The 12,645-nt window shown below is 58.7% G+C and carries 13 protein-coding genes; all 13 read left to right on the top strand.

Annotated elements, in window-relative coordinates:
* The first annotated feature begins 3 nt into the window (after window positions 1–3).
* The 13 genes from ACUY1T_RS03915 to ACUY1T_RS03855 all read left to right on the top strand — a co-directional run bounded on the left by ACUY1T_RS03915 (window position 4) and on the right by ACUY1T_RS03855 (window position 12,591).
* Entirely contained in the window at window positions 4–672 is a 669-nt protein-coding gene (locus ACUY1T_RS03915) for an NADH:ubiquinone reductase (Na(+)-transporting) subunit D (RefSeq protein WP_446020420.1), read from the top strand.
* On the top strand, window positions 673–1,290 hold the full coding sequence (gene nqrE, locus ACUY1T_RS03910) for an NADH:ubiquinone reductase (Na(+)-transporting) subunit E (RefSeq protein ID WP_446020419.1): 618 nt from the start codon (window positions 673–675) through the stop codon (window positions 1,288–1,290).
* Window positions 1,291–1,358: 68 nt separating this feature from the next.
* Entirely contained in the window at window positions 1,359–2,591 is a 1,233-nt protein-coding gene (nqrF, locus tag ACUY1T_RS03905) for an NADH:ubiquinone reductase (Na(+)-transporting) subunit F (protein WP_446020418.1), read from the top strand.
* Window positions 2,588–3,364, top strand: coding sequence for a hypothetical protein (locus ACUY1T_RS03900; protein ID WP_446020417.1), 777 nt, complete (start codon window positions 2,588–2,590; stop codon window positions 3,362–3,364). The genes nqrF and ACUY1T_RS03900 overlap by 4 nt, the downstream gene beginning before the upstream one ends.
* Window positions 3,365–3,383: 19 nt before the next feature.
* The gene (gene nqrM, locus ACUY1T_RS03895; protein ID WP_446020416.1) at window positions 3,384–3,650 is read left to right on the top strand and encodes a (Na+)-NQR maturation NqrM; all 267 of its coding nucleotides are present in this window, start codon (window positions 3,384–3,386) and stop codon (window positions 3,648–3,650) included.
* A gap of 51 nt (window positions 3,651–3,701) precedes the next feature.
* Window positions 3,702–5,093 carry a Si-specific NAD(P)(+) transhydrogenase gene (gene sthA, locus ACUY1T_RS03890; RefSeq protein WP_446020415.1) on the top strand — a complete coding sequence of 464 codons (1,392 nt, stop codon included), beginning with the start codon at window positions 3,702–3,704 and terminating at the stop codon, window positions 5,091–5,093.
* Window positions 5,094–5,530: 437 nt separating this feature from the next.
* Window positions 5,531–6,481 carry a glycosyltransferase family 2 protein gene (locus ACUY1T_RS03885; protein ID WP_446020414.1) on the top strand — a complete coding sequence of 317 codons (951 nt, stop codon included), beginning with the start codon at window positions 5,531–5,533 and terminating at the stop codon, window positions 6,479–6,481.
* Window positions 6,482–6,494: 13 nt separating this feature from the next.
* The gene (locus tag ACUY1T_RS03880) at window positions 6,495–7,688 is read left to right on the top strand and encodes a CDP-glycerol glycerophosphotransferase family protein (RefSeq protein WP_446020413.1); all 1,194 of its coding nucleotides are present in this window, start codon (window positions 6,495–6,497) and stop codon (window positions 7,686–7,688) included.
* Window positions 7,689–7,746: 58 nt separating this feature from the next.
* Window positions 7,747–8,454, top strand: a complete 708-nt coding sequence (locus tag ACUY1T_RS03875; RefSeq protein ID WP_446020412.1) for a hypothetical protein — start codon at window positions 7,747–7,749, stop codon at window positions 8,452–8,454.
* On the top strand, window positions 8,454–9,221 hold the full coding sequence (locus ACUY1T_RS03870; protein WP_446020411.1) for a hypothetical protein: 768 nt from the start codon (window positions 8,454–8,456) through the stop codon (window positions 9,219–9,221). The genes ACUY1T_RS03875 and ACUY1T_RS03870 overlap by 1 nt, the downstream gene beginning before the upstream one ends.
* A gap of 57 nt (window positions 9,222–9,278) precedes the next feature.
* The gene (locus ACUY1T_RS03865) at window positions 9,279–10,241 is read left to right on the top strand and encodes a D-2-hydroxyacid dehydrogenase (protein WP_446020410.1); all 963 of its coding nucleotides are present in this window, start codon (window positions 9,279–9,281) and stop codon (window positions 10,239–10,241) included.
* A gap of 2 nt (window positions 10,242–10,243) precedes the next feature.
* Window positions 10,244–11,416 carry a glycosyltransferase family 4 protein gene (locus tag ACUY1T_RS03860; protein ID WP_446020409.1) on the top strand — a complete coding sequence of 391 codons (1,173 nt, stop codon included), beginning with the start codon at window positions 10,244–10,246 and terminating at the stop codon, window positions 11,414–11,416.
* Window positions 11,413–12,591, top strand: coding sequence for a hypothetical protein (locus tag ACUY1T_RS03855; RefSeq protein WP_446020408.1), 1,179 nt, complete (start codon window positions 11,413–11,415; stop codon window positions 12,589–12,591). Before ACUY1T_RS03860 ends, ACUY1T_RS03855 begins: the two co-directional genes overlap by 4 nt.
* Window positions 12,592–12,645 lie beyond the last annotated feature (54 nt).

Raw genomic sequence — 12,645 nt, 5'->3', positions numbered from 1 at the left:
ACTATGTCCGCTGTGACTCCCAAGGGCGTCCTGACGACCCCGATCTTCAACAACAACCCCATCGCCCTGCAGGTGCTCGGCATCTGTTCGGCGCTGGCGGTGACGACCAGCATGAGCGTGTCGCTGGTCATGACCTTGGCCGTGATCTTCGTGACGGCCTTCGCCAACCTGTTCGTCTCGCTGATTCGGCATCACATCCCCTCGTCGATTCGTATCATCGTGCAGATGACCATCATCGCCTCGCTGGTGATCGTGGTCGATCAGGTGCTCAAGGCGTTCGCCTACGAGATGTCCAAGCAGCTCTCGGTGTTCGTCGGCTTGATCATCACCAACTGCATCGTGATGGGGCGTGCCGAAGGCTTTGCCATGCAGAACAGCCCAGGGCTCTCCTTCCTGGACGGCATCGGCAACGGCCTGGGCTACGGCTTCATCCTGATGACCGTGGGCTTCTTCCGCGAGCTGTTCGGCTCGGGCAGCATCTTCGGCTTTACCGTACTGCAAACGGTGCAGGAGGGTGGCTGGTACGTGCCCAACGGCCTGCTGTTGCTGCCGCCGTCGGCGTTTTTCATCATCGGCCTGATCATCTGGGCGCTGCGCTCCACCCATCCGGAGCAGGTCGAGGCGAACGAGTTCAAGATGAAGGAAAACACCAAGCCGAAGGAGGCCGTGTAAATGGAACACTATATCAGCCTGTTCGTCGCCTCGGTCTTCGTCGAGAACCTGGCGCTGGCGTTCTTCCTGGGTATGTGTACCTTCCTGGCCGTGTCCAAGAAGGTTTCGGCGGCCTTCGGTCTTGGCATCGCGGTGATCGTGGTGTTGACCATTTCGGTGCCGGTGAACAACGTGATCTTCAATGCGCTGTTGGCCGAGGGTGCGCTGACCTGGACCGGCATTGCCGGCGCCGAGAACATCGACCTGTCGTTCCTGGGGCTGCTCTCCTATATCGGCGTCATCGCGGCGCTGGTGCAGATCCTCGAGATGTTCCTCGACAAGTACGTGCCGGTGCTCTACAACGCGCTGGGCGTGTTCCTGCCGCTGATCACCGTGAACTGCGCCATCCTGGGTGGCGTACTGTTCATGGTCGAGCGTAACTACGGCTTCGGTGAATCCGTGGTCTATGGCTTTGGTTCCGGCGTGGGCTGGGCACTTGCGATCACCGCCTTGGCGGGTATTCGCGAGCGGCTCAAGTACAGTGACGTGCCGGGTGGCCTGCAGGGTCTGGGCATTACCTTCATCACCGTGGGCCTGATGTCGCTGGGCTTCATGTCCTTCTCGGGCATCCAGCTCTGAGCCAAGGTGAGTTTCCGGCGGTGCCCGCGCCGCCGGACAACAGGTTACACAGCAAATAGGAAACCGACATGGTTGGAACAACTGTCATCTTGCTCGGTGTGTTCATGTTCACCGTGGTCGTCATCGGCCTCGTGCTGGTGATACTGGCCGCCCGCAGCAAGCTCGTCAGCACCGGCGACGTGACCATCGAGGTCAACGGCGACCCGGAGCACACCATCACCACCCAGGCCGGCGGCAAACTGCTCAATACCCTGGCGGCCAACGGTATCTTCCTTTCCTCCGCTTGCGGTGGCGGCGGCTCCTGCGCCCAGTGCAAGTGCCGGGTGGAAGAGGGCGGCGGGGCCATCCTGCCGACCGAGGAGTCCCACTTCACCATGCGCGAGAAGAAGGACGGATGGCGTCTTTCCTGCCAGGTGCCGGTGAAGCAGGACATGAAGATCGAGGTGCCCGAAGAAGTCTTCGGCGTCAAGAAGTGGGAGTGCGAGGTCATCGCCAACCCCAACGTGGCGACCTTCATCAAGGAACTCAACCTCAAGCTGCCCGAGGGCGAGAACGTCGATTTCCGCGCCGGCGGTTACGTGCAGCTGGTGGCCCCACCCTACGACATCAAGTTCTCCGACTTCGATATCGAGGAGGAGTACCGTGGCGACTGGGAGAAGTTCGACCTGTTCAAGATCTCCCACAAGAACACCGAGGAAGTGATCCGCGCCTACTCCATGGCGAACTACCCGGAAGAGAAGGGCATCCTCAAGTTCAACATCCGCATCGCCACGCCGCCTCCCGGTACCAGCCATCCGCCGGGCCTGATGTCGACCTACGTCTTCAACCTGAAGCCGGGCGACAAGGTCACGGTGATGGGGCCCTTCGGCGAATTCTTCGCCAAGGATACCGATGCCGAGATGGTGTTCGTCGGTGGCGGTGCAGGGATGGCGCCGATGCGCAGCCATATCTTCGACCAGCTCAAGCGTCTTGATTCCAAGCGCAAGATCACCTTCTGGTACGGTGCTCGTTCCTGGCGCGAGACCTTCTACAACGACGAGTACGACAAGCTGGCCGAGGAGCACTCCAACTTCGAGTGGCACCTGGCACTCTCCGACCCACAGCCCGAGGACAACTGGACTGGGCCGACCGGGTTCATCCACAACGTGCTGTACGAGAACTACCTCAAGGACCATCCGGCTCCCGAGGACTGTGAGTACTACATGTGCGGGCCGCCCATGATGAACGCATCCGTCATCAAGATGCTGCTCGATCTGGGTGTCGAACCCGAAAACATCCTGCTGGATGACTTTGGCGGATGACCCCCTTCGCCCTCGGGCGATTCTCCGGGCTGGCCCTCAGTGGGCCGGCCCGGCTCCTTCTCCTGATGCTAGTGGCCATGGCGCTCAGCGCTTGCCGTGACCGGGCCAATGAGCATCTCTACCAGGGCTCGGCCCTGGGTACGGGCTACCACATCACCCTGTATGCCGATCTCGACCATGAGCAGGCCGCTGAACTCGAAGCCGGCATACAAGGTGAACTGGCAAGTCTCGATCGGCAGCGCAGTGGCTTCATCGCCGCGCTCGAAGCTGCCTTTGGCTGGTTCTGGCTGTCCACGTCGATACTGCAGCATGAAGTGGACCGCGCGACACATGCGCTTGCCGTCGACCGGCTGACGCTTTGGCTCGACGGCCATCGCTTCGCTCCTGCGGCCATGATGATCGAAGTGGGGGGAGTCGTGCGCGCTCAAGGTATGCCCCCGGCGGGGAGCTGGCGCCTGTCATTGGAGAGGGCTGGCCTGCCCGATCCGGAAGGCGGCCGGCACATACGCCTGCAGGATGCCGCACTGGTACATCGCTTTGCGCAGCAGAATGGAGTGCCGCTGGTCACGTTGACGACGCCGCTGGCCGTGAGTGTCGTGGCACCGAGTGCCAGTGAGGCCATGCGGCAGGCCAGCCGACTGATGCATGCCACCCCGGAGGATGCAGTGCACCTGGCTGAAGTCATGGATAGTGCTGCCAGGGTTGTTGTCAAGACACCACAGGGTATCGAAATCCATCATACCGCGGCCCTCGAGCCATGGTTCGAGTCGTAGCCGCAAGGAGTGTGACCACATGACTACTTTTCTCGTCGTTCTGGGCTTCATGCTGTTGATCATGGCTGCCATGGCCATTGGCGTGATCGCAGGGCGCAAGCCCATCGCTGGCTCCTGTGGCGGGCTCAACCGGCTTGGCCTCAAGGAAGGTTGCGACATTTGTGGCGGCAAGGATGAGGTTTGCGAGGAGGAGAACCGCAAGCGCAGCGGTGGGCGGGTCAGTGCACGTCGCTCGAGCGACGAGAGTCGTGGCGCTGATCTGGGTTATGACGCTACCAAGCGCTGAGCACGGGAGCCGGACGACTTACACGACAAGGGAAAGGAGACGCGAGAGCTCATGGCAGTCCATAACTATGACGTGGTGGTAATTGGCACAGGGCCCGCCGGCGAGAGTGCCGCCATCAATGCCGCCAAGCACGGCAAGCGGGTTGCGGTAGTGGAGAAGCAGCCGGTCCTTGGGGGCAACTGCACACACTGGGGCACCATTCCCTCCAAGGCACTGCGTCATCAGGTCAAGCAGATCATGCAGTTCAATACCAACCGCATGTTCCGCGATATCGGCGAGCCGCGCTGGTTCTCCTTCCCCAGGGTGATGGAGCGCTCACGTATCACCATCGACCAGCAGGTCGAGATGCGCACCAAGTTCTATGCCCGCAATCGCATCGATCTCTACAGCGGTGTGGCGCGCTTCAAGGACGAACACACCCTGCTGGTACGCGATCGCCAGGAGGCGCTGGAAGAGCTGGTGGCACAGAAGGTCATCATTGCCACCGGCTCGCGCCCCTACCGACCGGCTGACATCAACTTCCGCCATCCGCGCATCTACGATTCCGACACTATCCTCAGCCTGTCGCATACGCCGCGCACGCTGGTCATCTTCGGTGCGGGCGTGATCGGCTGCGAGTATGCCTCGATTTTCTCGGGGCTCGGCGTCAAGGTCGATCTGATCAACAGTCGCGATCGGCTGTTGTCGTTCCTCGACGACGAGATATCCGACGCGCTCTCCTATCACCTGCGCAAGCACGGCGTGTTGATTCGCCACAACGAGGAATACGAGCGCGTCGAAGGGGATGAATCGGGGGTCGTGGTCTATCTCAAGTCGGGCAAGAAACTGCGCGCCGATGCCTTCCTGTGGGCCAACGGCCGCACCGGCAATACCGATGAGCTGGGCCTGGAGAATATTGGCCTGGAGGCCAACGGCCGCGGCCAGTTGCAGGTCGACGATCATTACCGTACCGTCATACCCCACATCTACGCCGCTGGCGATGTCATCGGCTGGCCGAGCCTGGCAAGCGCCGCCTACGACCAGGGGCTGAATGCCTGCGACGAGTTGCTCGAGCGGGACTACCGCTTTGTCAACGAGGTGCCGACGGGTATCTATACCATCCCCGAGATAAGCTCCTTCGGGCGCAGCGAACGTGAGCTCACCGAAGCCAAGGTGCCCTACGAAGTGGCCCAGGCGTTCTTCAAGGACACTGCCCGTGCCCAGATCACCGGCGATACGGTAGGCATGCTCAAGATCCTGTTCCATCAGGATACGTTGGAGATATACGGCATTCACTGCTTCGGCGACCAGGCCTCCGAGATCGTTCATATCGGCCAGGCGATCATGCAGCAGAAGGGTGAAGCCAACACTCTCAAGTATTTTGTCAACACGACATTCAACTACCCCACCATGGCCGAGGCCTATCGGGTCGCTGCCCAGAATGGCCTGAATCGGGTCTTCTGACTTTCTCCTTACTTTTCTCCTGTTTTAAGCATCAATTCTTCTCATTCCGCGCCGGTCGAAAGACCGGCGTTTTCGCTATGTGTGTCTGATTTTTGTCTCCTTTTCTTTCATTTTTTCTCACCCGCTATGCGACAGCATGGAGTTGGCTTCCTTGCTCCGCGACATGGTTTTCTATCGTCCTTAAAGGTTGCGGGAAGATGACAAAAATATATCAGAAAAATGATATACGCAGCCGTGATCGATATATGTGATCTTGTGTAACTGTGATGACTGCTTTATTGGCAGAGGCAGGCTCCGAGATCATTGTTGTCGCTCGGTGTGAAACAAGGATGGAAAACGGCACGGAGAAAGCCCCCCAGACTCCTGGGCGGTAGCGTGGCTTGGCTCTGGGTATGTTTCGCTTTGTGTCCATGGATATTCTGCTTGGGAGTCGACCCATGGAGCATGAGATCAATCCCTTCTTCTCGGTTGTGGTGCCTGTTTACAACAAGGCCAAGTATTTGGAAGAAGCGCTCGAGTCTCTCTATGCCCAACGTTACGCCAATTTAGAAATCATTGCCGTCGACGATGGCTCGACCGATGGATCGTGGGAATTGCTCGAGCGCCACCGGGATCAGGGCAGGATTCGCCTATATCGTCGAGATCGACCTGGTCCCGGTGGGTATGCGGCGAGAAATCATGGCGCGAGTATGGCGCGGGGAAAGTGGCTGGTCTTTCAAGATGCAGATGATTGGTGTGCGGATGATCATCTGGCGGAATTCCATGCCAGTATGAAGAGCACCGAAGCCCGTGAGATCAATCTTTATGTCAATGCCTATGCAAAGCAGTGGGGCGATACCGTTCACCCGGCGATCGCTTTTCCTCATCATGGAGAGCTAACCCGGCAGCAAGGCCTCGAGCTATTCGCGCGCTCCGATTATATTCATATGAATGGAGCCTGCATAGAAAGACAGTTCTTCCTGGATAGCGGAGGTTTTCCAGAGGGTATCTATCGAAGAGGAGGCGATGTCTATTACTGGATTCGCACATTGGCTTCGATGCGCAGGACCCATTACAACCGTAAAGTTACGAGCCATTGGAAGATAGATAATTGCGGAATCAGCAATAATCTGAGCAACCTCGTCAATACTCACCCTGCAAGAGACGCTCTGGAAGGGTTGCCTCACGACCTGACATGGAAGGAGGTCTATTATGCCAAGAAGGCCATCAATCGGAAGCTGATTTCATGGGGGGTAGAGAAGAAACGCCACGGTATGGCGATTGCCGAGGATATCAAAGCTCTCCATCTTGAGGCCTTATCCTTCAGACAGATACTCCATTGCCTCACGCTCCTGCTACCCGACAACCTGTTCGCGCACTGTCGTACGCTCGTAGGGAAGACGTTATGAAAAGGTCGAGACAATGCGGACACTGATACGACGCGGGCTGACAACGGCACTGTTTATCCCCTTGGTGATACTGTCCTTCGTGGTCAGGAAGAATGGTTCGATATGGGTGTTCGGGGCATGGAACGGCATGCAGTATTCCGACAATCCTCGCTATCTCTTTGAATCGCTGAGTACCAATGGAAGTGGCATCTGCCCTATATGGATATCGAAATCCCGCGAAGTGGTTGAAAAGGTGAGGTCGAAAGGCTATCGGGCCTATTTTTGGCTGTCACTGAAGGGCGTTCTCTATTCACTCCGCGCAGGGGTGGCCGTGGTAAGTCATTCGGCAGACGATGTCAATCCATTCGCTTCCTACCGTGCCAAGATATTCAAGATAACGCATGGTACGCCAATGAAGCGAATGGGGAGGGATAATGTATTTCTCTATCCTGAGCGTAGTTCGCGGCGGCTGTATGAATTTTTTCGGTCCATCAGTCCGCAGAGAAAAACGCCTGTCATAGCTTTCGTTTCCTCCGAGATATCCAAGTTTCGCTTCGAGAGTGCCTATCGAGGGAGTTCTATTGCAGTCGTGAATTCAGGGTATCCGCGTTGGCTGGGGATAATCGAAAGCCAAGGGGTTCTGTGGAGATTTATCCAGGAAAGTAAGGGTGTTCATCGTGGCGGAGAATTTGAAAAAATCATCATGTATGCTCCAACTCGACGCGCCAACAAGTCGTTCAAGCTGGAGCTGGGCCAGGATTTCGTTGACTTCGTGATCAAGGCCAACGAGAAAAGATATTTCGTTGTGCTAAGACCGCATCCCTCCCTGCAGATCGATATAAGTGACAAGGCCAGCCGAGAACTGTTGAGTCGTGGGTTTCTGGAAGCGACTTGCCAGCAGGTCGAGGATATCAACTCTGCCCTGCAGGACGTTGATGTTTTGCTCACGGATTACTCGAGTATCATTTACGATTTTTGCATTCTGGGGCGTCCTTCATTTCTCTATGCGCCTGATCTTGATGATTACCTTATCAGTGATACTGGGCTCTACGAAAATTATGGAGAGGCAGAGCCAGCCTTGAAGATCGATTCCTTATGCGAGGTTCTGAATCCCAAGCTGATGAAATTGGCTTCAGTCAAGGCAGAGCTGTTCAGGGAACTTCATTGTGGAGCTGATGCCACGAAGGCGTGCGCCACGATCGTAAAGACAATCAAGGAAAAGATTTAGGTTCGAGCCGAATCCGCCAAGTTCCTTGTCGAAACGTTAGTATCGTGTCGGGGGACATATGAGTACTGAAGTACTTCATGGCACCATGCCCCAGGCAGGGCGCATCCTGGTTATCTCCGGTATCGACGGTGCCGGCAAGTCGACAGTGGTGGAAAATCTTGCAGCGCGTCTCGGGACAACGGAGCAGGTCGCCCGTGTCAGTGGTGGCAAGCCGCAGGCGGCCTGGATGGAGGCGCTGCGTCTTCGATTGCGTCGTGACAAGGGCAATGGCGGAAGATGCGGCGATAGAGTCCAGTCGAGAAACAAGACCCGCATCGTTCGCGATGCCCTGCCAAGCCTCGTACTCGCCGTTCTGCGCTGGCGTTTATCGCGCCATGCCCGTCGGCTTGCCTGCTCCGGGGTTACCGTCGTCGCAGACCGCTGGCCGACGCTTGAACATGGCAAGATGGATGGTCCGAAGATTGACAGGGACTTACCGGGGTTCAAGGGTGACGTGCTGCGGCTCCTGGCTGGCTGGGAGAGTGCCATCTACCGACATGTCGAACCGGCTGACATTGCATTTTATCTTGTCGTGGATGAGCAGACGGCCATCCTACGTAACGCTCAACGCGTGAAGGCTGGCAAGGAGAGCACCCAGGACATCATCCGTCGCTATCACGACAATCTCGATTTTCAGCCCATCGCTCATAGGGTCGAACGTATCGACAACTCTGGCACGCTCCCGGAAGTCATGGCCGTCCTGGAACGGCACTTGGAGCGGAGCTGATGATTGCACCCTACATTGAGGCATTCGGTTGCCCTGCGGTCGGCAAGAGTTATGTGACAGAGCGTCTGCTGAGGCTGCCGGAAATACGTGATGCCGGCATCCAGACAGAACTCTTCCCGATCACGCGAAGCAAGCGGCTATGGCGGGTGCCAAGAAAGCTGTGGCTTATCCTGAGTTACTTGCCGGCATTGCGTCTCGAGTGGCGACGGTTCGTCTCACTCGTAGGGCGCACTCCCTGGGCCGGCGCCTTGGCTGCCGGACGTGCCTTGCTGAACTGGCTGCAGCTGCTCTCGATGCTGCAGCGCCTGCACCGTCAGGAAAGACCCATCCTGCTCTGCCAGGGGATCTTTCAGGCCATATGGTCGCTGCGCTTTCGCACGAGGTCGTCAGGGGGGCATCTCTTTCCCCTGCAGGAATGGATCGCACTCACTGTTTCGTTGCTGCCGCCGCGTCCGATCGTCGTCTTGCACGTCGTTGCCGAGACGCAAGCGATCCATCTAAGGCAGCGCAATAGGGTAGGCGGACAGAGCGTAATCGATAGGCAGCATGAGGGGCAGCACGACCCGGCTCGGATCGTCCAGGAAATTCTCGAGGCCATCCAGTTACTGGAAGCACAAGGCAAGCTGCGAATGGTCACGTTCGATAACAGCGCCGGCAACCCGACCCAAGAGACGTTGGCCGCCCTGGCCCAGACCCTGGGGCTTGGCTATCAGCCGCCGGAGGCCTTATCCCAGGAGCACGCTGCCGGCCTCAGTGAGGTTCCATGACCATTCCACACCCATGAAGCGCTATTTCATCTGATGCGACAGTACTGAGGTATACCCATGAAAGTGGGCCTCTGTTTCCCTCCAGGGAGCCAGGTTTACTGGGAACAGAAAGTCAGCTCGGCCTTGTCCGAGCTGGTTCCCGATCTGACCATCGTCGATTGCAGCGAGCCGGAGTCCTTCCACTGTCAAGCACCCGAGGTCGTGGTGGGACACGAGAGCGAAGCGCTGATCGGCGGTTTGGCAGCCCCTCCTGCGTCCCTCCGCTGGGTGCAGATCATGAGCGCAGGGGTTGATCGCCTTCTCGAAGCCATTGGTAGCGCTCCCGTCGCGTTTCGTATCGCCAATGTGCGCGGCATTCATGCTCGGGCGATGGCGGAATACCTGTTGGCGGTCCTGTTGCACTTCGAAAAGCACTTGGGGCGCTTTGCCGAGAACATGGTGTACCGGCAGTGGGAGAGGCCGATCCTTGGCCAACTGGCCGGTAAACGCCTACTGATATGCGGAGCGGGGGGGATTGGGCACCCGGTGGGAGCTGTGTTTGATGGGCTCGGCGTCATGGTCGAGGCCATTGCTCGGGATACCACTCCGCGAGTTCCTTTTCAGTGTATCCATCGCTTGGCAGAGCTGCCCGATGTGGTCGGTAGGTTCGACTACGTTTTCTGCGCCTTGCCACTGACCAGTGAAACTCGCGATGTCTTCAGCCGAGACGTAATCGATGCGATGAAACCGGGGGCGATCTTCGTCAACGTGGCGAGGGGAGAGCTCGTCGATGAAAGTGCCCTGATAGCGGCCCTATGCTCGGGGCGACTGGCGGGAGCAGCACTGGATGCGTTTCGTGAAGAGCCTCTTCCCGGTAATTCACCGCTATGGTCCACGCCCAATCTGATGATTACCCCCCATGTGGCCGGCCGCTTTGCATCGGGCCATGAACTGGGACTGGCAATCTTCAGGGAAAACATGGCCGCCTATCTCGCAGGGGCGCCGTTACTTACGGAAGTCTTCCCACAGCGAGGCTATTGAACATGCGTAAAGGCACCGGGTTCGACAGTACGGACGTCCTGTTCATTGCTGCCAACACGCGATCGCTGGCGGTAAACCGCGGGGCACTCATCCGCGCGTTACAGGAGCGGGGACTCAGTGTTGGCGCCCTGGTGCCAGACGAGGAGTTCCTGCAGGAGGTCCATGCGTTAGGCGTCACGACCTGGCGCTACCATCTCGAGCGTCACAGCATGGGAGTACGAGGGGAGATGGCACGTTTTCTGGAACTGCGCCGGATGATCCGGGAGATCGCTCCCCGGGCGGTCTTCGCTTACTCCGTCAAGCCGATCATCCTGGGTATTCCAGCAGCGCGATTGGCTGGGGTAGGCGAGACTTACTGCCTGGCGACGGGGCTTGGCTATCTGTATGGCCGTCACGACCGTCGCACGCGCTGGATCCGCACCCTGGCCAGCTATTGCTACGCCCTGTCGGGCAGCCTGAGCCGGGCATTTTTCTTCCAGAATCCTGACGATCGCGACGAACTCCAGCAGAATTTTCTCTTTCGTCGATTTACTCGCAGCGTGGTGGTCGACGGTTCTGGCGTGGATCTCGACGAGTATCCTTTCAGTGAGCCCTCAACCGCTCCGCTCCGATTTCTCTTCATGGGGCGCTTCCTCGAGGAGAAGGGCATTCGCGAATTCGTCAACGCGGCGCGGCGGCTCGTGCCGGATCATCCGGAGGTGGAGTTCGTGGCCCTGGGGGAAGTCGACGAGTCGACGGTCAATGGCATCGGGGAGGCCGAGGTAGTGGCATGGCGCGAAGAAGGTATCGTAACGCTACCCGGCAGGGTGCGCGACGTTCGTAGCCATCTCCGGGCAGCATCGGTAATGGTTCTGCCTTCCTACTATCGCGAGGGAATACCACGCAGCCTGCTCGAAGCCATGAGCACGGGAAGGCCGGTGATCACCTGCGATTCACCCGGCTGCCGTGAGACCGTCATCGAGGGTGTCAACGGCTGGTTGGTACCTCCAGGCGATGCCGAAGCGCTGGCTGCCCGCATGCAAGCCTTCATCGATGATCCGGCTCTGGTCGGACGGATGGGAAAAGCGGGGAGAGAATTGGCGAAGTCACGCTTCAGCACCGAGCTCGTCAACCAACAGATGCTCAAGGAAATGCCTATCGCCAACGCTGAGCGGCCGTTGGAGAGAATGGCATGAATACGTTCACGGATGTGCCGCGAAGTGAGCCAAGTGAGGGGAGTGGCGCGGCTAAACTCTCCCTGCTCGAGCATCTGCAAGGTACGGTGCCCGATGGAATTCGCTGGGCCCTGCGCGGTGGAAAAAGCGGCCTTGCCGCCTGGCTCGCTGCCGATGGGGTCAAGGATCTCGACGTTTGGGTCCATAGCGAGGATGTCCCAGCCTTCGTACATGCGTTGGCCCCAGTCGCCACGGGCACTGCCTCGCTGGAGTCCGATCCCCGTTGGCTGCGGCATCTCGTGCTGGTGATGTCGAAGCGGTTCGATGGGCAACTCATCGACATTACCTATGGCGACCTCAGAGTGGGTGCGGCGCTGACCTGTCGGGAGCCACTGATCTCCATCCGCCCGGGGCTTCACGGTCCGATGCTGACCGGAGTCGCAGCCGTGTCCGACCTGCTGCTGCGCAAGCTGCTGCGTGGCAAGACGCTAACCCCGAGCCGGCTGGCCGAGGCTTCGCTACAGTGGCATTTGGCGCCCGCCGAGCAGCGTAGGGCATGGCTTGCCGATTTAGGCGTAACCTTCAATGCCTCTTTGGCAGATCGTGCCCAGGCGATTCTCTCAGGACGACGGATCGCGGGCCGAGACCGTGTCTTTTTTCTGTTGCGAGCGGCGCAAGCCTCTCTGCGCCATGGTGGGGTGTCGCTTGCGCTACGCCGTCGGCGTCGGTTCGTTCTCGGGCGTCGGCAGCGCGTGCCATTGAAGCGTCCGGTGGCGCCCGTACTTTTCCTGGTGAACGGTGAAGGCAGCGCAACGTTAGCTGCACGCATCAAAGAGGTGCTAGCCGGCGCAGGAGTGACCACGCAGTGCATAACCCCTATGGGCAGTGGCCCTGCGCACTGGGCAACAATGTCACGGCTCGCTAAGGCGGGAATCTACGGACATGCCGTTACCCTGCTCGATAGCGGTACAGCCGCCCCCCGGCTACCGCTGATCGCGCGTCTGTGTGGCGAACCGATCCCCCTCGATTCGAACGCCAGTCGCGACGAGATCCTGCAGCGCTACTATCTGGCCGCACATCGCTGGTACATCGATGATCCGCTGCTGGCGGAGCAGATCACCGCTGGTGAGAACGCCATGGCAGAACAGCGTCTGGTTTCGATGTCACCCCTGGCAAAGCCACAGCCTCAGCCCTGAAGTCTTGTATTGGCCCGAGTGGGCTCTCGTTGATTATCCACTGGCTTGCGGCCT

The sequence above is a fragment of the Billgrantia sp. Q4P2 genome (genome assembly GCF_052806135.1).
Note: the sequence above shows the minus strand (reverse complement) of the source record. Positions and strands in the feature narration are given on the sequence as shown.